This is a genomic window from Nocardiopsis oceani (genome assembly GCF_054777395.1).
The window spans coordinates 20,392-47,307 of sequence record NZ_BAAHAR010000041.1; the positions used below are offsets into that span (position 1 = coordinate 20,392).

General features: G+C 70.0%; 21 protein-coding genes and 1 pseudogene. 14 read left to right on the forward strand and 8 right to left on the reverse strand.

The window, feature by feature from the left end:
* Positions 1-90 precede the first annotated feature (90 nt).
* Both ACYVDG_RS23400 and argG read left to right on the forward strand, forming a co-directional pair.
* On the forward strand, positions 91-1,353 hold the full coding sequence (locus ACYVDG_RS23400) for a GAF domain-containing protein (protein ID WP_460757737.1): 1,263 nt from the start codon (positions 91-93) through the stop codon (positions 1,351-1,353).
* 175 nt (positions 1,354-1,528) lie between these two features.
* Entirely contained in the window at positions 1,529-2,974 is a 1,446-nt protein-coding gene (argG, locus tag ACYVDG_RS23405; protein WP_460757738.1) for an argininosuccinate synthase, read from the forward strand.
* 105 nt (positions 2,975-3,079) lie between these two features.
* Here argG and ACYVDG_RS23410 read toward each other — a convergent pair whose 3' ends face one another.
* Positions 3,080-3,895 carry a class I SAM-dependent methyltransferase gene (locus ACYVDG_RS23410; protein WP_460757739.1) on the reverse strand — a complete coding sequence of 272 codons (816 nt, stop codon included), beginning with the start codon at positions 3,893-3,895 and terminating at the stop codon, positions 3,080-3,082.
* Between the two features lie 188 nt (positions 3,896-4,083).
* Between ACYVDG_RS23410 and ACYVDG_RS23415 the strand changes: the two genes are divergently transcribed.
* The 4 genes from ACYVDG_RS23415 (at position 4,084) to ACYVDG_RS23430 (ending at position 9,868) form a co-directional block, all read left to right on the forward strand.
* Positions 4,084-4,515 (forward strand): Fur family transcriptional regulator, encoded by a 432-nt coding sequence (locus ACYVDG_RS23415; RefSeq protein ID WP_460757740.1) that lies wholly within the window; start codon positions 4,084-4,086, stop codon positions 4,513-4,515.
* Positions 4,516-4,548: 33 nt separating this feature from the next.
* Positions 4,549-6,777, forward strand: a complete 2,229-nt coding sequence (gene katG / locus ACYVDG_RS23420) for a catalase/peroxidase HPI (protein ID WP_460757741.1) — start codon at positions 4,549-4,551, stop codon at positions 6,775-6,777.
* 349 nt (positions 6,778-7,126) lie between these two features.
* Complete coding sequence (locus ACYVDG_RS23425) at positions 7,127-8,224, forward strand: acyltransferase (protein ID WP_460757742.1); 1,098 nt, start codon at positions 7,127-7,129, stop codon at positions 8,222-8,224.
* 303 nt (positions 8,225-8,527) lie between these two features.
* Positions 8,528-9,868, forward strand: coding sequence for an MFS transporter (locus ACYVDG_RS23430; RefSeq protein ID WP_460757743.1), 1,341 nt, complete (start codon positions 8,528-8,530; stop codon positions 9,866-9,868).
* A gap of 98 nt (positions 9,869-9,966) precedes the next feature.
* On the opposite strand, the gene ACYVDG_RS23435 is transcribed toward ACYVDG_RS23430, so the two are convergent.
* Complete coding sequence (locus ACYVDG_RS23435; protein ID WP_460757744.1) at positions 9,967-10,881, reverse strand: LysR family transcriptional regulator; 915 nt, start codon at positions 10,879-10,881, stop codon at positions 9,967-9,969.
* A 103-nt stretch (positions 10,882-10,984) separates the two neighbouring features.
* On the opposite strand from ACYVDG_RS23435, the gene ACYVDG_RS23440 reads away from it, so the two are divergent.
* Together ACYVDG_RS23440 and ACYVDG_RS23445 are read left to right on the forward strand one after the other, a co-directional pair.
* Positions 10,985-12,172: an MFS transporter gene (locus ACYVDG_RS23440; RefSeq protein ID WP_460757745.1), complete on the forward strand. Its 1,188-nt coding sequence runs from the start codon at positions 10,985-10,987 to the stop codon at positions 12,170-12,172.
* Between the two features lie 457 nt (positions 12,173-12,629).
* On the forward strand, positions 12,630-12,833 hold the full coding sequence (locus tag ACYVDG_RS23445) for a hypothetical protein (RefSeq protein WP_460757746.1): 204 nt from the start codon (positions 12,630-12,632) through the stop codon (positions 12,831-12,833).
* Positions 12,834-12,890: 57 nt separating this feature from the next.
* Here the strand turns inward: ACYVDG_RS23445 and tnpB are convergent, their stop codons facing one another.
* On the reverse strand, positions 12,891-14,396 hold the full coding sequence (tnpB, locus tag ACYVDG_RS23450) for an IS607 family element RNA-guided endonuclease TnpB (protein ID WP_460757747.1): 1,506 nt from the start codon (positions 14,394-14,396) through the stop codon (positions 12,891-12,893).
* Between the two features lie 209 nt (positions 14,397-14,605).
* Positions 14,606-14,818, reverse strand: coding sequence for an ATP-binding cassette domain-containing protein (locus tag ACYVDG_RS23455; RefSeq protein WP_460757748.1), 213 nt, complete (start codon positions 14,816-14,818; stop codon positions 14,606-14,608).
* A 104-nt stretch (positions 14,819-14,922) separates the two neighbouring features.
* Here ACYVDG_RS23455 and ACYVDG_RS23460 point away from each other — a divergent pair.
* Both ACYVDG_RS23460 and ACYVDG_RS23465 read left to right on the forward strand, forming a co-directional pair.
* Positions 14,923-15,396: pseudogene (locus tag ACYVDG_RS23460) on the forward strand (ATP-binding cassette domain-containing protein); the annotation flags it as partial.
* 109 nt (positions 15,397-15,505) lie between these two features.
* Positions 15,506-16,426 (forward strand): alpha/beta fold hydrolase, encoded by a 921-nt coding sequence (locus ACYVDG_RS23465; RefSeq protein ID WP_460757749.1) that lies wholly within the window; start codon positions 15,506-15,508, stop codon positions 16,424-16,426.
* A gap of 30 nt (positions 16,427-16,456) precedes the next feature.
* Here ACYVDG_RS23465 and ACYVDG_RS23470 read toward each other — a convergent pair whose 3' ends face one another.
* A complete protein-coding gene (locus ACYVDG_RS23470) occupies positions 16,457-17,383 on the reverse strand; it encodes a LysR family transcriptional regulator (protein ID WP_460757750.1) in 927 nt (308 codons plus the stop codon).
* Positions 17,384-17,456: 73 nt separating this feature from the next.
* Between ACYVDG_RS23470 and ACYVDG_RS23475 the strand changes: the two genes are divergently transcribed.
* On the forward strand, positions 17,457-18,791 hold the full coding sequence (locus ACYVDG_RS23475; RefSeq protein WP_460757751.1) for an MFS transporter: 1,335 nt from the start codon (positions 17,457-17,459) through the stop codon (positions 18,789-18,791).
* On the opposite strand, the gene ACYVDG_RS23480 is transcribed toward ACYVDG_RS23475, so the two are convergent.
* A complete protein-coding gene (locus ACYVDG_RS23480; protein WP_460757752.1) occupies positions 18,788-20,533 on the reverse strand; it encodes a SpoIIE family protein phosphatase in 1,746 nt (581 codons plus the stop codon). The genes ACYVDG_RS23475 and ACYVDG_RS23480 overlap by 4 nt on opposite strands.
* Entirely contained in the window at positions 20,530-21,213 is a 684-nt protein-coding gene (locus ACYVDG_RS23485; RefSeq protein WP_460757753.1) for a class I SAM-dependent DNA methyltransferase, read from the reverse strand. The genes ACYVDG_RS23480 and ACYVDG_RS23485 overlap by 4 nt, the downstream gene beginning before the upstream one ends.
* A 235-nt stretch (positions 21,214-21,448) precedes the next feature.
* Between ACYVDG_RS23485 and ACYVDG_RS23490 the strand changes: the two genes are divergently transcribed.
* Complete coding sequence (locus ACYVDG_RS23490) at positions 21,449-22,795, forward strand: FAD-binding protein (protein WP_460757754.1); 1,347 nt, start codon at positions 21,449-21,451, stop codon at positions 22,793-22,795.
* A gap of 48 nt (positions 22,796-22,843) precedes the next feature.
* Here ACYVDG_RS23490 and ACYVDG_RS23495 read toward each other — a convergent pair whose 3' ends face one another.
* Positions 22,844-24,439 carry an MFS transporter gene (locus ACYVDG_RS23495; protein WP_460757755.1) on the reverse strand — a complete coding sequence of 532 codons (1,596 nt, stop codon included), beginning with the start codon at positions 24,437-24,439 and terminating at the stop codon, positions 22,844-22,846.
* A gap of 135 nt (positions 24,440-24,574) precedes the next feature.
* On the opposite strand from ACYVDG_RS23495, the gene ACYVDG_RS23500 reads away from it, so the two are divergent.
* Positions 24,575-25,501, forward strand: coding sequence for an AfsR/SARP family transcriptional regulator (locus ACYVDG_RS23500; RefSeq protein WP_460757756.1), 927 nt, complete (start codon positions 24,575-24,577; stop codon positions 25,499-25,501).
* Positions 25,459-26,904 carry an ATP-binding protein gene (locus tag ACYVDG_RS23505; RefSeq protein ID WP_460757757.1) on the forward strand — a complete coding sequence of 482 codons (1,446 nt, stop codon included), beginning with the start codon at positions 25,459-25,461 and terminating at the stop codon, positions 26,902-26,904. The genes ACYVDG_RS23500 and ACYVDG_RS23505 overlap by 43 nt, the downstream gene beginning before the upstream one ends.
* The last annotated feature ends 12 nt before the right edge of the window (positions 26,905-26,916 follow it).

Here is a 26,916-nt window from a genome sequence, read left to right on the forward strand (position 1 = left end):
GATTGCACGGGGCGGCCGCACGGAGTGGTGGACCCCCGGGTATCGGCGCATCCGCGCACCCAAGGACGGACTTCGCGAGGACGGTGAGTCGTGAGAGGCTTCAACGCGATCGCTCCCGGCACCGACCTGCCCGCCCACGCCCGGTCCCTGCACCGGACCCGCAGCGCGGTCATCGGCGGGGACCGGCCCCCCGAACACCCGCGCACCCTCGTTGCCCGCTCCTGGTCGCGGGTGCTGGATATGGGTGTCGACCCCGACGGCGCCAACCCCCGGCTCGTTCTCCCCCTCGACCAGATCGAGCGCAGGCGCCGAGAGTCCCCGCTGGCACCGGTGGTGGACGAGTTGCGCCGGATGCTCGCCGACGTCGCGGAGGCCTCGCAGTGCCTCATGGTGATCACCGACGCCGACGGTGTCATCCTCTGGCGGGACGGCGCCACCCGGATTCGGATGCGTGCAGACAGCCTCGGCTTCGGGGAGGGGGCCTCCTGGACGGAGCGAGCGGTGGGCACCAACGCGATCGGCACCGCCATAGCCGAAGCCCAGCCGGTGGAGCTGTTCGCCGCCGAGCACTTCGAGAAGGGGCAGCTCCCCTGGTACTGCACCGCCGCGCCGGTCCACGACCCCCGGACCGGGGCGATGCTCGGGGTCGTCGATGTCAGTGGTCCGGCGCTGACCCTGCACCCGCTGGTCGGCGCGCTCGTCGCGAGCGCCGTGCGCCTGGCCGAGATGCGCCTGGCCCGCTACCACGAGCAGAGCCTCGAGCGGCTGCGGGCGTCCGCGGGGCCGAGGGTAGCGGGCGCTTCCGGGCCCCTGTTACTCGTCGACGAGGACGGTTGGGTGGCGCACAGTGCGGGGATCGCCGCCCGGGAGCGTGTCGCCGCTCCGGTGGAGGACCGGGCGCTCACCGTGCCCGGCCTGGGGGTGTGCTTGCCGGAGCCGGTTAGGGGAGGCTGGTTGGTGCGCCCGTGCGGTGACACGGCCACGGTGGCGCTGAGACTGGACCTGTCCGGGCCGCCCGCGCTCGAGGTCACCGGCGGGCGCGCCCCTTGGCGGAGCCCGCTGAGCACCAGGCACGCCGAGATCCTGCTGTCGCTGTACCTGGCGGGGCCGGCCGGCTTGAGCGCGTCGGACCTGAGCCGGGCGCTTCACGGGGACGAGGACCACGTCGTCAGTACCCGGGCGGAGGTCTCACGGCTGCGCAGGGCCGTGGGTTCGGTGGTGGCGTCGCGGCCCTACCGGATCGAGGACGGGGTCCGCCTCACCGTGGACACGGGCGGTGCCGAGCGCTTGGACGACTGCGCGTTCGTCCGCACCAGTGCCAGTCACGGAGTGCGTGCCCTCCTCCCGCCCTGAGGGGCCGAGCCCGCCGGTCCTGATCCGAGGATGGTGTGTGCCTGCCAGGTCCGAAGGTGCGCGTCCGGTGTTGCCGCGTGCCGCTACGGCCCGTCCAGATCTAGTGTGGCGGTGATCAAACCCGTGGTCACGGCCGCAGTTTGCATGTTCATACATTTACGTGCATACTTTTTGCATGTCCAAGGTGCTCACTTCCCTGCCTGTCGGTGAACGTGTCGGAATTGCCTTCTCTGGAGGCCTCGACACGTCCGTAGCGGTCGCGTGGATGCGCGAGAAGGGCGCGGTCCCCTGCGCTTATACCGCCGACATCGGCCAGTACGACGAACCCGACATCGCCTCGGTGCCCGGTCGTGCCACCGACTACGGGGCGGAGTTCGGCCGCCTTGTCGACTGCCGTGAGGCCCTGGTGGAGGAAGGTCTCGCCGCTCTCGCCTGCGGAGCGTTCCACATCCGCTCCGGTAGCCGCGTGTACTTCAACACCACACCGATCGGCCGGGCCGTCACCGGCACCCTGCTGGTGCGGGCCATGCTTGAGGACGGCGTCCAGATCTGGGGCGACGGCTCCACCTACAAGGGCAACGACATCGAGCGGTTCTACCGCTACGGCCTGCTCGCCAACCCCTCCCTGCGCATCTACAAGCCGTGGCTGGACGCTGAGTTCGTCACCGAGCTCGGCGGCCGCAAGGAGATGTCGGAGTGGCTGGTCGCACGGGACCTGCCCTACCGGGACAGCACCGAAAAGGCCTACTCGACCGACGCCAACATCTGGGGCGCCACACACGAGGCCAAGGCGCTCGAGCACCTCGACACCGGTATCGAGATCGTCGACCCCATCATGGGAGTGCGGTTCTGGGACCCTGAGGTCGAGGTCGCAACCGAGGACGTGACGATCGGCTTCGAGAAGGGCCGTCCGGTCAGTCTCAACGGCAAGACCTTCGCCACCTCCGTCGAGCTGGTCCTCGAGGCCAACGCGATCGGCGGCCGCCACGGCATGGGCATGTCCGACCAGATCGAGAACCGGGTCATCGAGGCCAAGAGCCGCGGTATCTACGAGGCCCCGGGCATGGCACTGCTGTTCGCCGCCTACGAGCGGCTGGTCAACGCCATCCACAACGAGGACACCCTCGCCACCTACCACAACGAGGGGCGCCGCCTCGGCCGGCTCATGTACGAGGGGCGCTGGCTGGAGCCGCAGGCCCTGATGCAGCGCGAGGCCCTGCAGCGCTGGGTGGGCACTGCGGTCACCGGCGAGGTGACCCTCCGCCTGCGGCGAGGGGACGACTACTCGATCATGGACACCACCGGCCCGGCGTTCAGCTACCACCCGGACAAGCTGTCCATGGAGCGCACCGAGGACTCCGCGTTCGGTCCGAGCGACCGTATCGGCCAGCTGACCATGCGCAACCTCGACATCGCCGACTCCCGCGCCAAGCTGGAGGAGTACTCCGCCCTGGGCATGGTCGGCGACTCGCACCCGACGTCGATCGGCGCCGCCCAGGCCGCCTCGACCGGCCTGATCGGCGCGATGCCCGAGGGCGGCGCCGAGACCATCGCCTCCCGGGGCCAGGGCTCCGAGGACGACCTGCTCGACTACGCGGCCATCGAGGCCGGCACCGACTGACGTGTCATAGGAACCGGGCGGCCCGCCGCCCACCGCTTCCGTCCGCCCCGCCCGGTTCACCGAGCGGGGCGGACGTGTGACCGGGTCCGGGGCCGAGCCGGCTGGTCAGGCGGGAGCGGTCGCCTCGATCGCGCCCCACGTGAGGCTCTCCAGATGGGGCCCGAGCACCCTGCCTTCGGTGAGGAGGGTCTCGGTAGCCCGGTCGCCCATCTCCGCGCGCAGTTCCCGCTCGTGTTCGCGGATCAACGCGTAGAGCCGCCCCCACGCCTCCGGTTCGCCCGGTAGTTCGTGCCGCGGCCCCGGTACGAGTCCGGCCGCACGCAGCGGCTCCGCCAACACGGTGGCCCCGCCGTCGCCCACACCATCCCTCGGCTCGGCCGCGGTGAACAGTAGGCGGCCCCCGGGGCGCAGGATCCTCCGCACCTCCCTGAACGCGGCGTCCGGATCCAGAGCCAGGACCAGGGCGTCGACGCTGACCACCGTGTCCGCCGATGCCTCGGGGAGCCCTGTGTCGGCGAAGGTGCCGGTGCGGAACTCGGCACGCCCCGAGGGCAGCCACGCATCGGCCCGTTCCCGTGCGATCTCCACTGCAACGGGGGACCAGTCCACTCCCGTCAGCCGGGTTCCGGTCGCCCGCGCCAGCCAGAGCCCCGGACCCCCGAGGCCGCATCCGAGGTCCACCAAGGTGGTTCCGGGTGCGGGGCGCAGTGCCGCGACCATAAGTCCGAGCAGGCGCCACGGGCACCCGCTGAACGGGCGGACCTCAGAGGGGTACTGCTCACCCCACGCGCGTGCCCACAGGTCCCTGAGCAGGGAGCTGTCGTTCTGGGCGCGGAACTGGGCGTCGAAGAGGTCGGGGGTCATCTCCTCGATGTCCACGGTCTGGGATTCGCCGGTCGCGGGCGGGTGTTCGTTCGACAAGAGCTGGCTCCTTGAGATCGGGGGTGGTCCTCGTACCCGAGTCTCGCAGCGGTCCCCGGCCGGGGGGACTCCAGGCCGGAGGAGTGCCGTAAGTCCTGGTCATGCGAGTGAAAGTCGGGACCTTCGGTCCTACAACGGACTGAGTACAAAACTTGACTTACTCCAGAAAACGCGGCAGACTTCGAGGCATGCCAACCCCTTCGGATTTCGAGCAGATGCTGCGCGAGTCCGCCCTGCGGGTGACGAGCCCTCGGTTAGCGGTGCTGACCGCCGTGCACGACCACCCCCACGCGGACACGGAGTCGATCATCGACGTCGTGCGGGGGAACCTCGGCACGGTGTCCAACCAGGCCGTCTACGACGTGCTCAAGGCGCTGACCAGTGCGGGGCTGGTGCGACGCATCCAGCCACAGGGCACCGTGGCCCGATACGAGACGCGGGTCGGGGACAACCACCACCACGTCGTGTGCCGGTCCTGCGGTGCCATCGCCGACGTCGAGTGCGCCGTCGGCCACGCACCCTGCCTGACAGCGTCCCACGGCCACGGCTTCGCGATCGACGAAGCCGAAGTCGTCTATTGGGGCGAGTGCGCCGAGTGCTTCAGCGCACACAGCCCCTGAAACAGCAAGTTCACCCCTTCCCTAAGGAAGTCGATGTCTGAGAACAACGATGTAGTCGCGCCTACACCCGCGGAGAACCAGGGCGGCGGCTGCCCGGTCGCGCACGGTGCCCGGGCCCCGCACCCGACCGCCGGCGGTGGCAACCGCGGCTGGTGGCCGAACCAGCTCAACCTGAAGATCCTGGCCAAGAACACCCCCGTGTCGAACCCGCTGGGCAAGGACTTCGACTACGCGAAGGCCTTCGAGGCCCTTGACCTGGACGCCGTGAAGGCGGACATCGCCGAGGTCCTGACCACCTCCCAGGACTGGTGGCCGGCCGACTTCGGGCACTACGGCCCGCTCATGATCCGCATGGCCTGGCACAGCGCGGGCACCTACCGCTCGCACGACGGCCGTGGCGGCGGCAGCGCCGGCCAGCAGCGGTTCGCGCCGCTGAACAGCTGGCCGGACAACGTCAACCTGGACAAGGCCCGCCGTCTGCTGTGGCCGGTCAAGAAGAAGTACGGCCAGAACATCTCCTGGGCCGACCTCTACATCCTCACCGGCAACGTCGCGCTCGAGTCGATGGGTCTCGAGACCTTCGGCTTCGGCGGCGGCCGCGAGGACGTGTGGGAGCCGGACGAGGACGTCTACTGGGGTCCCGAGACCGGCTGGCTCGACGACGAGCGCTACACCGGCGACCGTGAGCTCGAGAAGCCGCTGGCCGCCGTCCAGATGGGCCTCATCTACGTCAACCCGGAGGGCCCGAACGGCAACCCGGACCCGATGGCCGCCGCTCGCGACATCCGCGAGACCTTCGGCCGCATGGGGATGAACGACGAGGAGACGGTCGCCCTCATCGCCGGCGGTCACACCTTCGGCAAGACCCACGGCGCCGCCCCGGACGACAACCTCGAGGCCGACCCCGAAGAGGCCGGTCTGGAGATGCAGGGCCTGGGCTGGAAGAACCAGCACGGTGCCGGCAAGGCGGGCGACACCATCACCTCGGGTCTCGAGGTCACCTGGACCACCACGCCCGCGCAGTGGGGCCAGGGCTTCTGGAAGAACCTGTTCGAGTACGAGTACGAGCTCACGAAGAGCCCGGCCGGCGCGAACCAGTGGGTCGCCAAGGACGCCGAGGAGATCATCCCCGACGCCCATGACGCCACCAAGAAGCACAAGCCGACCATGCTCACCACGGACCTGTCGCTGCGCGTCGACCCGGTCTACGAGCCGATCTCGCGCCGCTTCTACGAGGACCCCGAGGCCTTCGCCGACGCGTTCGCCCGCGCCTGGTACAAGCTGACCCACCGTGACATGGGCCCGAAGGCGCGCTACCTCGGCCCGGAGGTCCCCGAGGAGACGCTGATCTGGCAGGACCCGCTGCCCGCCCAGGAGGGCGAGGTCATCGGTGACGCCGAGATCGCCGAGCTGAAGACGAAGATCGCCGAGTCCGGTCTGTCCGTCGCCCAGCTCGTGTCCACCGCGTGGGCCTCGGCGTCGAGCTACCGCGACAGCGACAAGCGCGGCGGCGCCAACGGCGCCCGCATCCGCCTGGAGCCGCAGATCGACTGGGAGGTCAACAACCCGGCCGAGCTGCGCGGCGTCCTCGCCAAGCTGGAAGGCGTCGTGGACGCGTTCAACGCCTCCTCCGCCAAGAAGGTCTCCCTCGCGGACGTGATCGTGCTCGCCGGCGGTGTCGGTGTTGAACAGGCCGCCAAGGCGGCCGGCCAGGACGTCTCCGTCCCGTTCACCCCGGGCCGCGTGGACGCCACGGCCGAGCAGACGGACACCGAGTCGTTCGCCTACCTCGAGCCGGTCGCCGACGGCTTCCGCAACTACTACGGCAAGCAGAACCGCCTGCCCGCCGAGTACCTGCTGCTCGACAAGGCGAACCTGATGGGCCTGAGCGCGCCGGAGACCACCGTCCTGGTGGGCGGCCTGCGCGTGCTGGGCGCCAACTACGACAACTCCGACGTGGGTGTGCTCACCGACAAGCCGGGCACGTTGACGAACGACTTCTTCGCCAACCTGCTCGACCTCGGCACCACTTGGGCGCCGACCGGTGAGAACTCCGAGACGTCGCAGACGTTCGAGGCCAAGGACGACTCCGGTGCGGTCAAGTGGACCGGCAGCCGCGTCGACCTGGTGTTCGGCTCCAACTCCGAGCTGCGCGCCGTGGCCGAGGTGTACGCCTCCGACGACGCCAAGGAGAAGTTCGTCCAGGACTTCGTCGCGGCGTGGACCAAGGTCATGAACGCTGACCGGTTCGAGATCGCCTAAGTCCGCGTTCGTGTGCCCTCCTCCATGAGCGGCACCCGGATCCGGAACCGGCCCGACCGCCTTGGTCGGGCCGGTTTCCGTTGGGGCGGCTCTCCGGCATAGCTGGACGGAGGGGGCCGGTTCACCCGCCTCCGTGAGAGGACGCGTCAGGCCACTTCGTGCCCTGGGGTAGTGTCCTGGCGCGATCGGCCGGTACTGTCATGCGGCGAACGGTGATCGCCGCGGGCAGAGCAGCCAAGGTGACGGCCGTTCGCTCCTGTGTGAGAACTGTGCAGACGCGGGTGGCGTTGGTCTCGCTACCGCGAATCGGGTTGAACCCGAAGATAACGAAGTGGTATCGATAAGAGATATGCGTGTCGATCAGACCCCCGTGAGCCGCCCAGCGCCGGCGCCGACCGCCCCCGCCCCGGCAACGAGCTGGATCGATTTTGCCCGGGTCGTCGCGGCCGCGGCCGTCGTGATCGTGCATACGATCTCGCCGCTGGTGAGCACCGCCTACGCGGACCTCAACACCCCGCCCTGGTGGGTCGCGAACGTCCTGGACTCCGCGCTGCGTTGGTGCGTGGCGGTGTTCGTGATGCTCAGCGGGGCCCTGCTGCTGCGCCCGCGGGACGAGAGCCCTGGGGCCTTCTACCGCAAGCGGTGGGCCAAGATCGGTGTGCCCCTGATCGTGTGGACCGCCGGCTACCTGCTCTGGATGCGGTGGCGCGACGACATCAGCTTCTCCGACGCCGTCGGCCAGGCCGCTTCGGGATCGCCCTCGATCCACCTGTACTTCCTGTACATCATCGCCGGCCTCTACCTGTTCACGCCGTTCCTGCGGACGGTGGTGGCCCACACGTCGCGCTCCGGGCTCTGGTGGTTCGCCGGAGTGTCGCTGGCCGTGGGCATCATCGACCAGATCCTCGCCATGGTCGACGGCGCCGGCGGCGTGACCGCCGTGACGCACTTCGTGCCCTTCCTCGGCTTCTACCTGCTCGGGTACCTGCTGCTGCACAGTGAGCCCACCCCTCGGGCGACCCGCTTCGGTGCCGTCTCCTTCACCGTGGGAGTCACCGTCATCGCGGTGGGCGCGTGGGTGGCCACCATGGTGCAGGGGGAATGGGGGACCGGCGGCGAGTACGTGTACGACTTCCTGTCCCCGCCGATGGTGCTCGCGGGTGTGGGCGCCTACCTGCTGCTGCGCGCCGGCGGACTACGCTTGGCGGAGGCCACCGGACCCGTGGCGACCAGGGCGACCAAGGCCGTCGGTGCGCTGTCCGGTCTGAGCTTCGGCGTCTACCTTGTACACGTCATGGTCCTGAACACACTGCGCGACATCGGCGGCACCTTCGAGGGCACCCAGGCATTGATGGCGGCGAGCGGCTACGCGATCGCGACCGCTGCCATCAGCCTCCTCCTGGTGGCCGTCGCACAGCGGATCCCGCTGCTGCGCGCGACGGTCTGACCGCGCCTCCGCGCGCCGCCGTTCGGGCAGGTGAAAAACGGGGCGACCCGCCTGCCCGAACGCGGCTAGCATGACCCCCATGTGCAGCCCGATCGCCTTCACGGAGTTCCGCCGCTTCTAGCGGCGGCGCTCGATCCCACATCAGCGTCTTGCCGCCAGGACTGTGTCAGCGGGCGGCTTCTGAATGCTGCCCGGAACATCTCTTCCGAGCGGTAGACACCTGTGTCTTTCACATCAAAACACCAAGATGCCCGGCGTGACGCCGGCTCCGCGCGGCCCTGGGTCGCGCTGACGTTCCTGTCGATGCTGCAGTTCGTGATCGCCATCGACGTCACCGTCGTCAACATCGCGCTTCCATCGATCGGGGCGGACTTCGGGGTCGAGACCCGGCAGCTGACGTGGGTCGTGGTCGCCTACACCATCACCGGAGGCGGCCTCCTCATGCTGGGAGGGCGCCTCGCCGACCTGTTCGGCCGACGTCGGGTCCTGATCGCCGGCACCTGGATCTTCGGCGGGGCCTCCCTGCTTGCGGGCCTCGCCCCGACCTTCGAGTGGCTCGTGACCGCACGCCTGCTCCAAGGCGTTGGTGAGGCGCTGATCCTGCCCGCCGCGATGGCGAGCATCATCGTGCTCTTCCCGGAGGGTCCGCGCAGATCCAAGGCGCTGGGCATCTGGGCGGCGGTGGCCAGCAGCGGGCTCGTCGTCGGGTTCGTGATGTCCGGGGTCATCACCGAGCTCTTCGGGTGGCGCTGGATCTTCCTGGTAACCGTTCCGTTCATCGCGATCGCACTCGTCGGGGTCCTCACGGTCGTCCCGGCGGCCCACCGCCCCTCCCGGGTCCCGCTCGACGTCGCGGGCTCCCTGCTGCTCACCGCGGCGCCCCTGCTGTTCGTCTTCGGTGTCGTCGAGGCGGGAGAGGGCAGCGGTACCGGCATCGGCACGCTGCCGCTCGTGGCACTGGCCGCCGCCGTGGCCGCGGCGGTGCTGCTCGTCGTCGTGGAGCGCCGCGCCGCCGACCCGATGGTCCCGCTCAGCTTCCTCCGGAACTCGGGACGGCTGTCCGCCAACGCCGCGACCGCGTGCCTGAGCGCGGCGCTGTCGACTTCGTTCCTGCTGTTCACGCTGTACCTCCAGGACCGGATCGGCCTCTCACCCCTTCAAGCAGGGCTGATGCTGCTACCGCTGGCGATCGCGCTCATCGCGGTGGTGACCTTCGTGCCACGCGTGATGGAGAAAGCCGGGCCCGCCGTCGTCGCGCGCACGGGGATCACGTCGACGGCGCTCGGCATCCTCTCCTTCGCGACGACCGCATGGTTCGGTGCCTCCGCGCCGACCTTGATTCCGGCGATGCTGCTCATCGCGGTGGGCATGGGCTTCGGCCTGGTCGGGCTCCAGTACGCGGCGGTGTCCGGGGTGACCGAGGAGAACGCCGGCATCGCATCGGGCATCCAGCGCGCCTCCGACCAGCTCGGCGGAGCGGTCGGCGTGGCGCTCTACATCGGCCTCGGGTTCTCCCCGCTGATGGCCCGCTTCGGGGACCCGTTCATCATCGCGAGCGTCATGGCCACCACGGGACTCGTCCTGGCCGGGCTGCTCACCCGAGGGATCGGCCGTGCCGAAACGGCGGATGACGCTACCGCCTGACCGGCGGCGACCCACGCGGTGCGGTAGCTCTTGGTGGCAAGAACCGGGCGACACCGCACCGCGGGGCGGATCTTCGACAACTGGGCAGGTGCTGACCGTCAGGCGGACGAATCCCGCCAGACCCGGCGCAGCTGTTCGGCGACGACGCCCACTGCGGGGCTCTGGTGGCGTCGGGGGTGGGCGATGATGTGGACCCCGCAGTCCGTGAGCGGGGGACCGTCGAGGACCCTCAGCGTGCCGGAGCGGATCTCGGACTCCGCGGTGATCCGCGGCAGCACGGTCCAACCGAGACCGACGTCGACGCAGCGTTTGATGGCCTCCACGCTGCCGAACCGCGACCGGCGTCCGGGTGCCTCCCCGGTGGCGGCGAGCTGGTCGGCGACGTCGTCGCTATAGCCGCACCCCTCTTCGATCAGCAGAGCGTCCCGGCGCGTCAGCTGCGCCCACGTCCCCGTGCCCTCGGTCCCGGTGCTCCCTCCCTCGGCACCCCCACTTGGGGTGCCTTGGTCGAGAAGGACCAGAGTTTCGGTGCCGACGGGCTCAACCTTCAGCTCCGTGGGTGGTTCCTGGGGCTCCATCGCCAGCGCGAGGTCCACCGTTCCCCGGCGCACCGCATCCAGGGCGTCGTCGATGCCGCCCGGGGTGACCCATACCTGGACCTCGGGCTCCACCCCGCGGACAGCGCTGATGATCGCCGGAAGCCGGTACGTGCACAGAGATTCGGGGGCCATGAGGCGTACGGTTCCTGACGGGCGGCCGCTGCCGCAGGAGGCCGCGCGGAGCCGCCCCTCCGCGGAGAGGACCTCTTCGGCGCGCGGGACGAGCCGGGCGCCGACGTCGGTGACGGCCACCCCGGTGGGGAGGCGGTCCAGCAGGCAGCCGTCCAGCTGCCGTTCCAGCTTCTGCACGTGGCTGGTCACCGTGGACTGGGTGTAGCCGAGTTCCGACGCGGCGTCGGTGAAACTGCCCAGACGCGCGACCGCGAGGAAACTGCGCAGGAGTCGGGTGTCCACGGTGCCTCCAAGCCGTCTGGAACAGGGGCTATTTATTTTTGCAATGGAGTCAATCATGAATCATTGTTTGACGCGATAGCGTTCCGAGTCGGACGCTGGACCCGTGAGTGGACAGCGCAGTGAGAACCCGCGACGGACGCCAAGCGCGGACGGAAGGCGGGGCGACAGGCTCGTCATCCTGCTGGTCGTGACCTTCCTGGCCTTCGTCAACTACGCGGCCCTGCTGTCCGTGGTGCCTCTTTGGACCTCCGAGGGCGGCGCGGCCAGCGTGCTGGTCGGTGCGATGACGGGTGTGATGATGGCGGCCACGGTGGGCACCCAGGTGGCCATGCCGTGGCTGTTCGCCCTCATCCGGCTGCGCACGATGATGGTCTTCGGTGCTGTGCTGCTGGGAGCACCCACCCCGCTCTACGCAATGTCCACGGAGGTCGCGCCGATCATGGCGATCACCGTGGTCCGGGGCATCGGCTTCGCCTTCGTCGTCGTGGCCGGGGCCACCCTGGTCGCGGATCTGGCCCCGGAGGGCAGGCTCTCGACCGCGGCCTCCTACTACGGGGTCGCCGCCGCGCTGCCGAACCTCGCCGCGCTGGCCGGAGGGGTGTGGATCGCCCAGACGTGGGGCTTCTCCCTCGTCTTCGGAGCTGCCGGTGCGGCCAGCCTGCTTGGAGCGGTACTGGCGGTCCGCCTGCCCGGAGAGAACCGCGGATCGTTCCACCTGGTGTCGGTGGGCGACATGCGCGCGATCGCGGCGCCGATGGTGTTGTTCCTAGTGACGGCGGGTTCGTTCGGGGCGGTGACCACGTTTCTTCCGGTGTCCGGCCCGGGGGCGGGAGCCGTGACGCTCGCCCTGCTTGCGGCGTCGGTCGCGCTGGTGGTCGGGCGGCTCGGGGCGGGCGCGATCGGTGACCGGTACGGGCCGGCGCGGCTTCTGACGGCCTCGGTGCTCACCGGAGCCCTCGGATGCGTCCTCATCGCCGGGTCGCTGGACGGACCGACCTGGGTGCTGCTGCTCGGGGCTGCGCTCCTGGGGGCCGGTTTCGGGGCGTGCCAGAACGACTCCTTCGTGGTCACCGTCCAGAGGTTGGGCGTGGGACGCGGTGGCACGGCGAGCACTGTCTGGAACATCGCCTATGACGGAGGTCTGGGGCTCGGCGCGGTGGCGCTCGGGTGGGTCATCGGCGGCCTGGGGTACGCGGGGGCGTTCGTCGCCATGGCCGCGGTTGCCGCGGCTGTGACGACGCTCTGCTGGATGCCCCGGCTCCCGCGCATTGCGGGCAAGGCTGTGCGGTAGCCGCCCCGATCCGTTCTTGCCAGGTCAGGGGACTGAACTTGGAGACCGTCGTTCTCGTGTGAGTCGCACACACAGAAGACATGAAAATCTCCCGTGTCGACCGCTGAGGCCTCTCGTAGGGTTCCTCTTGGCTTCGAGGAAAACGAGGATGCGCGAAGGATAGCGGAAGTGGCAAAGTGCCCTGCTTATGGCAAGTCTGACCAGTTCCCCGGCCATCTCCCAGCTTCGCCTTTCCCGGGCTGTCCATCCGTCGGCCCGATTTCCCGGCCACATGAAGGAAATGGTCCGTATTTCCAACGCCGGGCGAACAGCGCGGATGTTCGAGGTGGGCCCTGGAGACCCGGGAGAGGGGCGCCCGGCCATCGGTAAGGTGTACGACCACTGACCCGGCCACCGGGTCCGTCGGCGCTCTGCCTGCCCACGTGCCGCCGCCCAGGCGATCAACGAGGGATCCTCCATGCTTGCGACGCCGGTATGGCTGGGATGGCGTTCTGTACGCCACCGGCCGGGAACCGTTCTGGGCGCGACGATCGTCCTGACGATCGCGGCGACGCTCGTGAGCGCGTTCGCCTTCATCTACTACTCCGCTGACCAGCAGGTAGCAACCGTCGAACGGTATGCCGCAGCTCCCGTGGTGGTGGCCTCCGACTACCGTTGCTGATGTCGTAAGTAACCATCAGCATTCCGTGCATTTCTTTACGAAAGGTCCGTGACGGTGTCACCACAACCTGGGTTGGGTGTCCTGACGACGGTGTCCCGCTTCTGTCCGCATGTGCGGTCTTGCGCCACCGGCCCGCCCCGCACCCGCTCTGCGGCGGGTGCGGGTGGTGCGGGTCTTACGGTCGGCTCCACGGGCCTTCGGAGCTCTCGCTCCCCGGTCTCCGGCCACTCCGGTACCGGTACTGCCCACCTGCGCCGCTAGGGCGGCGAGGTTGCGTGCTGCGTTGACGTCCCGATCCAGCACCAGGGGACACTCATCGCAGTCGAACACCCGGATGTGCAGCGGCAGCTTGGCTTTCGTCGCCCCGCACTCCGAGCAGGTCTTACTACTGGCGAACCACCGGTCGGCCACCACCAGGCGCCCGCCGTTCCAGATGGTTTTGTAGGCCAGTTGGCGGCGGATCTGCCCGAACCCCGCATCCTGAATGTGGCGGGCCAGGCGGCGGTTCTTGACCATCCCGGCCACGTTGAGGTCTTCGATGACCACCGTGCCGTATTCGCGCGCCACACTGGTGGTCAGGTGGTGCAGCGCGTTGGTGCGCACATTCGCCACCCGGTGGTGCACCTTGTTTCGGGCCTGGTTGGCCTGGACCCACCGCTTGGGGGGAGGGCGCCCGGTGCGCCGGTCCGGACCCTGGCGCCGCGACACCCTGCGCGAGGCCCGGCGCAGGTCGGTCAGTGCCCCGTCCAGGTGGCGGGGGTTGGCCACGTGCCACACCCGCCCGTCGGTGTCGGCGACCACCGCCAGGGACTTGACCCCCAGGTCCACCCCGGCCACCCCCTGCGGCCGGGCCGGGACACGGGGGGCGCGGGCGATCTCGACCTGGAAGGAGACCTGCCACCGGCCCCGCCGGTGCGAGACCGTGGCCGAGAGGATGCGTGCGGTCCCGTTGGTCAGGCGGCGGTGGAGTTTGCGGGTGGACTCATGGGTGCGCACCCGCCCCACCACCGGCAACGTGACATGACGACGGGAGTCCTCACACCGGATCGTACCGGTGGTGAAGCGGCAGGACAGGGGCGCCCGGTGCTTGGATTTGGGCCGCGGCACCCCCACCTTCGGACCTTTGCGATCGCCGCGCTTGGCGGCGGCATAGGCATCGAAGCCGGCTGCGGCGCCTGCTAGGCCGGTGTTGTAGGCCTCCTTGGAGTTGTCGGCCCACCAGGTGGCGAACCGGGGGTCCTGGCGTTTGGTGGCGTTGAAGGCCCGCCGCAGGCTGGGCAGCGACCAGGACCGCCACGGGGTGCGCTCGGACTCAGCAACCCCGTAGGAGGCCTCGGCTGCGCGCTGGTCCCAGGTGGCCAGGACGTGGTTGCGGGCCCAGTTGAAGGCCGTCCGGGCCCCTCCGCAGTGCGAGCGCAGCCGCTGCTCGGTCTCAGACCCCGGGTCCAGAGCGAAGACGTAGGCCTGGACCGCGTGCCCGGGGCGGGGCTGGAACCCCCGCTTCTTGCGCTTCTTCTTGCCTTCCGATTGCTGTTCGGCTTGGTGTGGGGCGGTCTCGGCCACGGGTCCCACCCCCTCCTGGCGCCTCGTTCACACGTTCGAGAAAGACGTTAGCGGGACGGGCGGGCCGGTGTGGGGGGAATCGGCGAACTCTCCCTGATTCTTTTCTCCGGGGCGAACCGATCCGAGTGCCTGGCTCTTCAACGGTGGCCTGCGGCCGTAGTGATCTTTGCTGACAGGAGTGGCTGGTTGCTGAGGGAACACAGAACAGCTCACAACCCCATCCGCTCCCTTCGGAGGGGAGCCAGGCGCCGCTCGTCCAGACCCGCGATCTCCGTCTCGCCCAGAGTGCCCCTGCCCTTGGTGGGTTCCGCCAGCCCGGCAGCGCACTGCAAGAGGGTGGTCTTACCGGAGCCCGAGGAGCCCATGATCGCGGTGAAGGACGCGGCTGGCAAATCAACCGTCACGTCGCGTAGCGCCGCCACCTCAGCGGACTCCTGCCCGCGTCAGGACACCCAGCTGAGGTTGTGGTGACACCGTCACGGACCTTTCGTGCAGAAATGCACGGAATGCTGATGTTCGCTTAAGACATCAGCAACGGTTCGTCTTCCAGGGTTTCAACCTGCTCCCCGCGCTCACCGGACGCGAGAACGTGGTGCTCCCCCTGCAATTGGCGGGGCGTGCCGTGGACCCCGGGTGGCTGGAGGTCATCCTGGAGCGGACCGGTATGCGCGAGCACATCGACCGCCACCCGCACCAGCTCTCGGGCGGTCAACAGCAGCGCGTCGCGCTGTGCCGGGCGTTGATGGCACGGCCCGAGGTCATCTTCGCGGACGAGCCCACCGGTGCTCTCGATACCCGCACCGGGCAGGAGATCCTGTCCTTGCTGCGTTCCGCCGTGACCATGAGGGTGTGCAACGACGGGGCCTCTGAGGGGCCGGTGGCATGGGGCACCGGGTTGGCCGGGATCCACGAGCGCTGCCGGGAGTTCCAGGGTGAGATGAGCGCGGGGCCCACCCCGCGCGGAGGTTTCGCCCTGACGTGCCGCATGCGGGTCGTCTAGCTCCTCCGCCCCACGTCCGGTCAGTTCCTCTGCCTCGCGCTCGCTCCGGCGGAGGCATGCCCTATCCTGATACTGAGAACGGTGATCGCAGTATGTGTGGAGGTAGAACATGGGCGGCACGAAGTGGACTTCGACCCAGTGGGCGCGGAACGGCGGCGTCCGGCTGGCCTACGACACGTTGACCGGCGCGGACGAGGGGGAGCCGCTCCTGCTCGTCATGGGTCTGGCGGTCAGTCGGCAGTGGTGGCCCGACGACCTGTGCCAAGCACTGGATGGGCAGGGCTTCTCGGTCGCCCGCTACGACCAGCGGGACTCCGGCGAGTCGACCTACCTGCCACCGACCAAGACCCAGCAGCCCTTCAAAGCGCTGCTGGGCAGGCGCGGCGAGGCGTACACGGCCGAGGACATGGCCGACGACGCCGTCGCGGTGATGGACGCCCTCGGCTGGGAGTCCGCGCACCTGGTCGGTGTGTCACTCGGCGGTGCCGTCGCGCAGCGCGTCGCCGTCCGCCACCCCGGTCGGGTCCGCACTCTTACTTCGATCTCGGCGGTCCCCGGCGACGCGGCGGGGCTGGGCACCCTGCGCTACATCCACCTGCCCGGCCTCGTCCGGACCAGCCGGATGGGCCACCCCGACACCAGGGAGGGATCCATCCAGGCCAGCGTCGACATCGCCCGGTTCTGCGCGGCGCCCGGCCACCCCTTCGACGAGCAGGAAGCGCGTGAGCGGGCCGAACGCCTCGCCGATATCGGCGTCGGTGACACCAAGGCGCAGAGCCGCCAGATCGGTGCCCAGTGGCACGGTCCGGCGATCAGCACGATCACGGCGCCCACGCTGGTGCTGCACGGCCGGGACGACCCCCTGATCCGGCCGCGCGCGGCCAGCGCGATCGCCTCCCGGATCCCCGGTGCGCGCCTGGTCACCCTGCCGGGCGTCGGCCATGACATCCCCGCGCGGGTGCGGCACACCGTCGCCGCGCAGATCCGAGCACTCGCGGACAGCACGACCGGACTGGCCGAACCGTCGTGAACCCGGCGATAGAAGCGCGTGCCGATCCGGCTAGCGGGGCTCTCGGATTGCGGTGACCAGGTCGTTCGCGGTCTCAGCGAGAGAGTCGAGGGCGTGGCGCAGGGGCCTGCGCGAAGCAGCGCCGGCGTTGGTGACGGCCAGGACGCGCCGCGTCGGGGCCGGATCGCCGTAGAGGGGGATGCGCACCACCGGGTAGCGGTCCGACCAGCGGGCCAGGCGCGACACCAGGCACACCCCGAAGCCGCGGGAGACCAGGGCGGTCCCGGTCTCCCACTCGTTCACGTAGTGGGCGACTTCGGGGGTGAACCCCGCGCTGGCGCAGGCGGTCATGACCAGTTGGTGGTAGGTCGTGCCGAGGCGCGCCACGATCCAGGACTCCGCTGCGGTCTCGGACAGGCGTACTTCCGATCTCCGGGCGAGCGGGTGGTCCAAGGGCACCAGCAGGTCGAGGGGGTCGTCGATCAGGTGAAGCTGGTCGAAGCGGGGGTCGGAGACGGGGGGTGTGGTGGGGGTGAGCACCACGACGGCAAGGTCGACCGTGCCGGAGAGCACCAGGTCATAGCATTCGGCGGGCTCGGCCTCGATGGCCTGGGTGCGCAGGTGGGGATAGGCCTCGTTGAGGCTCGCCATGGTGGGAGGAAGCAGTACACCGGCAGCCGTGGAGAAGCCGCACAGGGTCAGTGTTCCGGTGGGCTCCTCCACGTGCTCCGCGATTTCGGCCCGGGCCCGCTCCCACTGGGCGAAGAGTATGTCGGCATGGGTCAACAGCGTGCGGGCCCCCGACGTCAGCCGGACCTGACGCCCGTGGTGGGTGAGCAGCACGACCCCCAGTTCACGGGAGAGCTGTTTGATCTGCTGGGACACGGTCGAAGGGGTGTAGTTCAGCGCCCGCGCCGCCGCGGTCACCGTCCCGTGGTGGTTGATCATGCGCAGCATCTGGAGCCGATGGTCGATCATGTGGCCTCACCGAACGGAATTCTTCAATAACGTGTGCTATTCAAGCACGGTTGTTCGGGGGCATGCTGAAGCCATGAAGCCCCAAGGTCGCCGACCGTTGAACGTGCTGGGGTCGCGGAGCCCCATGCAGCGCATGGCCGTCGCGGGTACCGCGCTGGCCGCCCTCTCCGCCGCAGCCAACATGGTCAGCCCGCTGTACCCGACCTACCAGCAGCTGCTGGGCATGTCCGATCTGACCATGACGGCCCTGTACGCCACCTTCGCCGCCACGGCCCTGCCCGCGCTGCTGCTCTTCGGTCCGGCCGCTGACGCGGTGGGGCGCAGACCCGCCCTGGCGGCCAGTCTCGCCTGCGCCTTCGCGGGAACCCTTCTCTTCGCCCTCGGCGGTACCACCGGCACCCTGTTCCTGGGGCGCGTGCTGCTGGGCATCGGGCTGGGAACGGGCACCGGCGCCGGCATCGCGATGATGGTGGAGGCCTCGCCCGCACGGCGCCCGATGAGCGGATCGACCCTGGCGACCTTGGCCTTTGTCGGTGGAAGCGGGGCTGGGCCGCTCATGGCGGGCATCGTCGGCCAGTACGCCAAGGACCCGACCACCACGCCCTTCCTCGTGATGCTGGGCCTGCTGGCGACCGTGTACCTGTTGGTGCTCACCCTCGGCCGGGGAACGCCGGTCGTACGGCAGCGCTGGCGACCCACCCGGCCCTCGGTGCCCGCCGCCATGAAGCACAGCTTCGCCATCGCCGCCCTCACGGGCTTTGTGGGGTGGGCGGTCGTCGGCATCTTCCTGGCACTGCTGCCCTCCCTGGTGGACGGCTTCGGGGCGGTGTCCAACCTCGCGGTGTCCGGTGCCGTGGTCGGCGCGCTCCTGACGTGTTCGGCACTCAGCCAGCTGGGCGCCCCGCGGCTGGAGCCACGGGCAGCGCAGACCATCGGTCTGACCGCTTTGGCGATCGGCATGGCGGTGCTGGTCGGCTCCCATCTGCCGTTGTTCTCCGGAGCGCCGGCCCTGGTGATGACGGCGGTGGCGGCCGTGCTCTCCGGTTGCGGACACGGCCTCAGCTACTGGGGAGCCGCGACGGAGGTCGACGCCCTCACACCCGAGGGGTGCCGCGCGGGTGTCACGGCCTCCCTGTACCTGTCCTTCTACGCCGGTGCGGGCGCCCCCGCCGTGGTGGTGGGGCTGCTTTCTCTGGGCACTCCGTTGATCAGCGCGATCCTGCTGGTGAGTATGGGTCTCTCGCTCTGCATCATCGTGCTCCTACCGGTTCCCAGCCTGGTGCAGACCCCGGTGCTGAGTCGGCCGGTGCCGCCCCTTCCCCGCAGGGCCGATGCCGTTGGAACCGGCGACCCCGGTACCGGATCGGCCTTGTCGGGCGCCCCCGCCGCGGCCGGACCCGTCCGCTAGTCCGTTCCGCCGGGAAGCTCCTGTTCGAACCAGACCACTTTTCCGTTGGCGCGGGCGCTGCTACCCCACCGCCGGGCCAGGCGGCTGACCAGGATGAGCCCGCGCCCGCCCTCGTCGGTGTCTGCGGCGTTGCGGATGACGGGGCGCTGGTGGTCGTCGTCGAACACCTCGCAGAGGAGGTGATCGTCGTGGAGGAGGCGCAACTCGATCGGGTTCCCGGCGTGCCGGAGCGCGTTGGTCACGAGCTCGGTGGCCAGCAGTTCCGTGGTGTCGACGAGTCCGTGCAGGTCCCAGGAGGCCAGGGTCGTGCGCACGATGCGGCGCACTCTGGCCGGAGTGCTGCCCGAAGGTTCCAGGTACCAGTGCGCGACGTTTCCCGAGGCAAGTCCGTGGAACCGCGCCATGAGCAGGGCGACGTCGTCTTCGCGGTCCTCGCCGAGGAATGAACCCACCAGCTTCTCGCACAGCGCGTCGAGGGGACCCTGGTTTCCGGACAGGTGGGAGCGGAGCTGGTCCAGGCCGGTGCCGAGGTCCTGGCCGCGCCGTTCCACCAGGCCGTCGGTGCACAGCACGAGGATGTCGCCGTCCCCCATGGCCATTTCCACTGTTTCGAAGGCGATGCCGCCCAGGCCGATGGGGCCGCCCGCGGGCAGGTCCAGCTGGTCGGTGTGCCCGTTCGCGCGCAGCACCACCGGGGGAACGTGTCCGGCGTTGGCGAGTGTGCACCGGCGGGTGACCGGGTCGTAGACCGCGTAGATGCAGGTGGCGAAGTAGGTGTCGCCCAGTTGGTGGGCGAGGTCGTCCAGGTTGCGCAGGACCTGGTCGGGCGGCAGGTCCAGGGCGGCCAGAGTCTGGACCGCGGTTCGGAACTGGCCCATCGCCGCTGCCGAGCCGACACCGTGTCCCATGACGTCGCCGACCACCAGTGCGGTGCGCCCTCCGCGCAGGGGGATGGCGTCGAACCAGTCACCACCGATCTTCGCCGTATGGCTGCTGCTCAAGTAGCGGTGGGCAAGCTCGACGCTGCCAAGCCGCTCGGACAGCTGCGGCAACAGGGCCCGCTGCAGCTTGTCGACGATGTCGGCTTCAGCCCGGTAGATGTCGGCGCTGTGCACACCAAGGCCTGCCTGGGAGGCCAGCTGACGGGCCAGCAAGGTATCGACCTCGTCGAACGGGGGGCGTTCGGCGTCCCGCAGGAGGACCATGGCCCCCAGTACCCGGCCGCGCACCGCGAGCGGCAGCGCCAGCAACGACCGGCCGACCAGGAGCTGCTCCAGGCCCGGTATCGGGTGAGCGGACGCGAGCTCGGCGGCCTGGGCGTCGTCGATGCGCGTGATGACCAGGGGGTCGCCCGAAGCCAGGGTGCGGCGCACCGGGCTGGTAGGGCTCATGATCTGGACGGAGCCTTCCGGAAACACCGTGTCCCACGTGTCCGTCGCCTCGTGGTGTTCGGTGGCCACACGGCGCATCGACGTCTCTGCCGGATCGTCGGCCCCGGGCGCGGCCAGGTCGACACGGTGCGGAGCGAAGAGCGCGTCGATCAGGTGGACGGTGGCCACGTCGGTGACGCGGGGGACCGCGACCCGGCTCAGCTCGCGGGCGGTTCGCTCCAGGTCGAAGTGGGCTCCGATGCGGTCGGTGGCGGCGTTGAGGAAGGTCAACGGGGTGCGCATGGCGGCCCGCAGCCCCTGCTCACGGGGGAGCGGGTCACCGCCTTGTTTGATCGGCCGGTCCGTGGTCATCGGTCTCGGCGGCAGATGAGGAAGATCTGGATCTCGGGTTCGGCCTGGGTGGTGGCCGGGATGTAGGAGTGGACCTCTTCTTCCTCGATGGTGAGTCCGGCGCGGCTGAGTACCGTGTGGAGGTCGTCGCGCAGGTAACCCGTGACACGGAGGGGTTGGCCGAGGAACGGGATGACGATGTCGTCCACGTCGGCCTCGACCATGGAAAGGCAGAGACGGCCCTCTGGAGCCAGGGACCGGCGGATGGTCCCCAACATCTCGGAGATCCCTGAGCGGGGCAGGTGCAGAAGCGAGAAGAAGGAGACGATCGCGTCGTATCCGGCATCGTCAGGGGAGAGGTCGACCATGTCGCCCTGGACGATGTCGGCTTCCGGAACGTTGGCGCGGGCGAGGGCGACCATGCGGGGAGACAGGTCGAGGCCGGTCACCCGGTGTCCGGCGGAGGCCAGTTGGCCGGTGGTGGGCAGGCCGGTGCCGCACCCCAGATCGAGGACACGGGCACGGTCGGGAAGCCGACGCAGTAGCCGTTCGGTGAAGTCGATCTGGCCTTCCTTGTGCGGAAACGCCTCGTCGTAGCGGTCACCGATGGCGTCATAGGCGGATGCCTGTGCCCGCTCGCGTTCGTACCAGGGCCGAGCCCCTGGAGCGTGCTCGCGCGTCACCTTGGCTTCTTCGGACATGGAGCACCGGTCCTTTGTCTCACGTCGTTCGGGCGAATTCTCCACGCGATACGGCGCAGCAGTGCTACGGCTGGCGGCCACCGGATTCCGTGAATGCTGGGAACGCCCTGTGTCAAAGGCTGATGCTACGTTTGCTCGTGTTATGAGGCAATGTACGCGTTGAATTCTCACAAAATCGACAAAAAGCCACGAAAAGGTGATTCTGGTAGCCGCGCGACTGGGAACCGAGGGCGGAATGGATCTCCACCGAGCCGTCACCGACGGTCGAGTCCATCATGACGGGCCGGTCGTGGATGCCGCCGCCGACGACTACGGGCACCTGACCCACCGCCGCCCTTCGTCGGTGGTGGAGGCGGGATCGGCGCGCGATGTGGCCGCAGTGCTGCGGCTGTGCACGGACCGCGGGGTCCCTGTGGCACCCCGCGGTCAGGGCCACTCCACCGACGGACAGGCCCAGGCCGGCGGCGGCGTGGTCATCGGAACGGGTGCCCTGAGGGCGGTCGAGTGGGACCGCGACCACCGGGTACGCGTCCAGGCGGGTGCGTTGTGGAGCCAGGTGCTGGACCACACCCTCCAGCGCGGACGTGCTCCCCGGGTCCTCACCGACTACCTGGAGCTCTCTGTCGGGGGAACGCTCTCCGCGGGCGGGCTCGGCGGTGCCGGGCACCGGTACGGCGCCCAGACTGACGGGGTGACCGAACTCCAGGTGGTCACCGGTGCCGGGGAGGTCGTGACGTGCTCACCCGCGGACCGGCCCGCGCTCTTCCACGCGGTGCTGGCCGGTCTGGGACAGTGCGCGGTCATCACCCGGGCCACCATCGAGACGGTTCCGGTTCCCGAACGGCTCAGGAGATACGTGCTCGAGTACCCCGACCCGGCCGCGCTCATGGCCGACCAGCGCCGGGCCGCCGCGGGCGGGCGCTTCGCCTACATCGAGGGCCAGGCGCTGCCCGCCCCCGGAGGCGGATGGCGCTACGTGCTGGAGGTCGTGGACCGTCCCGGTGGCCACCCGGACCCGGGGGCCGAGGACGTGCGCATCGGAGACCTGGGCCACCGGAGGGGCACGGAGGAGGCCACCGATCTCACCTTCGCAGAGTTCGCCCACCGGATGGACGAGGGCGTCGCCTACTTGCGGTCCACCGGCGAGTGGTACGACCCCCACCCGTGGTGGAACGCCCTGCTGCCCGGCAGCACCGCTGAGGCGGCCGTGGCCGAGGTCTTCACCGAGCTCACCCCCGCCGACCTCGGTCCCAGCGGACTGGCCCTGCTCTACCCGGTCGCCCGCCCCCGCACCCGGCTGCTGCGGGCACCGGACGAGCCGCAAGTGTTCTTGCTGTCGCTCCTGAAGACCGCGTCGCCGGGGCCCGGGGTCCCCACGGCCCAGGCGATGATCGCTGCCAACCGGCGCCACTACGAGAAAGTCCGCGCCCACGGCGGGTTCCAGTATCCGGTGGGCAGCATCCCGATGAGCAGCGAGGACTGGCGCGAGCACTACGGTCCGCACTGGCCCGACCTGGCCGCGGCCAAGCGGGAGTACGACCCCGCCAACGTCCTCACCCCGGGGCCGGGGATACCGACCTGACCCCCGGCACCGGTGATGAATCTCCGCCACTGGGCTCCTTCCCGAGCTCTACGGGAGACTAGTGGCGGAGCGCTCTGCCGCGTCTGCGCCCTCCGGCGCGGGCCGGTCCGTCCCGGTGCCCTCGCCGGGTGGCACCGAGCCCTGAGCACCGATGCCACGGAGCATCACCGCGGTCACGGCGGCCAGGACGAGGACGGCACCCGCGCCCGTCCAGCCCGTCGTGTTCAGTCCCGCGACGAACGCCTCCTGGGCCTCCTGGAACACGGAGGCGGGAATGTCCTCCGAGACCGAGGCGGCCCCGGAGAGGCTGTTCTCCACGACCCGCGCCGTGTCCTCCGGCAGTCCGGAGAGGGCCTGGGTGTCCATCCTGCTGGTGTAGACGGCGGCGGACAAGCTGCCGACGACGGCGATCCCGGCCGCCAGACCGAGTTCCTGCACGGTCTCCGACATGGCCGAGGCCGATCCCGCCTTCTCCGGGGGAGCGGCGCCCACCACCAGGTCGGTGCCCAGCGCGGCGAGCGCGCCCAGTCCCAGGTACACCAGGGAGAACGCCAGGACCACGGAGTACAGCCCGCCGGAAGCCCCCACCACGCCCATCAGCGCGTACCCCAGGGCGGACAGCACCAGCACACCCGCCACCACGAAACCCGGGCGGATCCACCGGGTCAGGACCGGTGCGATGGTCGCGGAGAGCATCATCATCAGCGCGGGCGGGCCGAACCACAGGCCTGCGGTCAGGGGCGACAGCCCTTCGATGAGCTGGAGGTACTGGGTGGTGAGGAGCATGGTGCCGCCAACGCCCACCAGGCCGACGAGCATCACCCCCAAGGCGACGCTGAAGGCGCGGTTCTTGAAGAGGCCCATGTCGAGCAGCGGGCTCTCCAGGAAGAGCTGGCGGCGGACGAAGACCACGGAGAACACGGCGCCGACCACCGCGGCGGCGATCACCGACAGGGTCGGTCCCGCCTTGGCGAACTCCTTGATCGCGTAGACGACGGGCAGGAGGGCCAGCAGGGACAGGAGCACGCTCGGCAGGTCGAACCGGCCGCTCTGCGGTGCCCGGTACTCGGGCAGCAGGACCGGAGCCAGCAGGAGCATCAGACCGATGATCGGCACGGCGATCAGGAAGGCCGCGCCCCACCAGAAGTAGTGCAGGAGCACACCGCCGACCAAGGGACCGGCGGCCATACCCCCGGCGAAGAAGGTCGCCCACAGCCCGATGGCCAGCGCCCGCTGGCGGGGGTCGTGGAACATGTTGCTGATCAGGGCGAGCGTCGAGGGCATGAGCGTGGCACCGGCGATACCGAGCGCCGCGCGGGAGGCGATGAGTATTTCGGCCGTGGGCGAGTAGGCGGCCGCGATCGACGCGGCGATGAAGGCGACGCCACCGATCATCAGCAGGCGCCGGCGACCGATCCGGTCCCCGAGGGTGCCCATCGTGATCAGGAAGCCCGCGATCAGGAAACCGTAGGCGTCCACGATCCACAGCTCCTGGGTGCCGCTCGGGCTCAGGTCCATGGCAAGGGAGGGCAGGGCCAGGTGCAGGACGGTGAGGTCCAGTCCCAGGAGAACGGTCGGTAGGGCCAGTACGGCCAGGCCGGCCCACTGCGCCGGGCCCGCCCTGCCGCTGTGCTTCACTGACATGTCTTACGATCCTCTCCTTGCGCTGTCGGAACGGCTCCAGACTGGGCGGGACCGCGCACGGGCAGCGCACGGGCCACGCACGGCCGCGCACGGAGCACGCACGGGGATCCCGGGCCCGCCTTGTACCCTTGGGGCATGCGTTTTGGGGTGCTTGGCTCGCTCGCCGTGTGGGACTCCAGTGGGGCCCAGCTCCCGATCACCGAATCGAAGGTCCGGGCGCTGCTCGCCAACCTGCTGGTCCACCAGGGAAGGCCGGTCTCCACGGACCGGCTCATCGAGGACCTGTGGGAGGGGAACCCGCCCAAACGTCCCCTCAACACCCTCCAGACCAAGGTCTCCCAGCTCCGTAAGGTGCTGGGAGCCGAGCGCGTCCTCCGCACCCCGGCCGGCTACCGGGTCCGCGTCGGGGACGGCGAACTCGACGCGGACCGGTTCCGGCGGGCCGTTGAGGAGGGGGAGCGCGCGGGGGAGCCCGGTGCCCGCAGCCGACTTTTCTCCGAGGCGCTGGACCTGTGGCGGGGACCGGCCTTCTCAGAGTTCGCCGACGCCGCGTTCGTCCGTGCTGAGGCCGCACGCCTGGACGAACTGCGCGTCGAGGCGGCGGAGTACCTGGCCGAGGCGCGTATCGGAACAGAGGAGAACCCCAAGGCCGTCGCCGGGCTGCGGGAACTCGTCGAGGAGCACCCGCTTCGGGAACGGCCGCACGGCCTGTACATGCTGGCCCTGTTCCGGGCCGGAAGGCAGGGGGACGCCGTCCAGGTCTTCCACGACCTGCGTGCCAGGCTGGGCGAAGAACTGGGTGTGGACCCCGGTCGCGCACTGAACGAGCTCTATGCCTCGCTCCTGCGCCAAGAGCCGGAGTCCATGGCGCTGCCGCAGGTTGCGGAGTCCCCGCAGAGCGATCCGCCCAACGCTGAGGAGCCGCCGCGGAGCGATCAGCTCGACGTCCCGGAGCCTCCCCGGAGCACCTTCCCAGCCCGCCGACCGGGCTCATCGGGCGCGAGTCCGAGCACGCACACGTGCGCGGGGCGCTCTCCGGCCGGCACGGGAGCTGCCTGGTAACCCTGACCGGCCCCGGCGGCGTGGGCAAGACCCGCCTGGCTGTCGCTGTCGCGCACGCGCTGACCGAGGAGTTCCCCGACGGTACGTGGATCGTCGAGCTGGCCGGGATGGACCGGGATGCCGCGCCCTCGGAGCTTGCCGAACGCGTCATCGCGGCTCTGGGCCTGTGCGAAGGCGTTCCGGACTCCGAGTTCGACCTGGTGAAGTGGCTCCGCGAGACCTTGGTGACATGGCGGACGCTCCTGGTTTTGGACAACTGTGAGCACGTGGTGGACTCGGTCGCGGACCTGGCCGGGGCGCTGCTGGAGGCCGACGGGGTGCGGCTCATGGTGACCACCCAGGAGCCGCTCGACGTGCCCGGGGAGACGGTCTTCCCGGTGGCGCCGCTGACGCTGCCCGGCCACCACCGTGAACCGGTGGAGATGACCGCATCCTCCAGCGCGGTGCGGCTCTTCGTGGAGCGGGCCGTGGCCGCCTCGCCCGGGTTCGCACTGACCGGGGACAACGCCGCCGACGTCGCCGCGATCTGCCGCCGCCTGGACGGCATCCCGTTGGCCATCGAACTGGTCGCCGCCCGGATGCGCGCACTCACGACGGAGCAGGTCGCCACCGGCCTGGACGACCGCTTCGCCCTGCCGACCGGGCCGGGGCGCGGTCGGCCCACCCGGCAGCAGACCCTGCGATCCATGATCGACTGGAGCTGGCACCTGCTCACCGAGGCGGAACGCAGGGTCCTGCGCCGGTTGGCGGTGCATCGGGACGGATGCACGCTCGACGGGGCGCGGGCCGTCTGCGCCGAGGGGACCGGACTCCGCGTCGGGGAGGAGAGGGCCGGTTCCGAAACGCGGGACGTGCTCGACGTGCTCTCCTGCCTGGTCGACCGGTCACTCCTGGGGCGCGAGGGAGACCGGTACCGGCTCCTGGAGTCCGTCGCCGCGTACTGCGACGAACGGCTGAACGAGGCGGGTGAACTCGAGGAGGTGCGCCGCAGGTTCGTCTCCTTCCACGTCCGGGAGGCAGAGCGACAGGACCAGTTGCTGCGGGCCGGGCGGCAGGGCGAAGCACGGACGTGGTTCGACAGCGAGACGGTGAACCTGCGCTACACCCTGGAACTTGCGGTACGCGGCCGGGACGCCGAGACCGCGCTGCGCCTGGTCACCGCACTGGCCCGGTACTGGCGCCTGCGCAAACGGGGGGCCGAGGCACAGCGTTCGCTGGAGGCGGCGCTGCGGCTCGAGGGCGGTCCGCCGGAGGAGCGTTACCTCGCCAGCGGATGGCTCACCGCCTTCCAGGGAGGCGAGCCCTCTGAGTACCGTGCGGACCGTGTACCCCGCGAGGACCGCGAGGACCGCGTACGCAGCGCGGACAGTGCCGGCCGCAAGGACCGCGCCGCCCAAGGGTAGGGGTACGGGGCC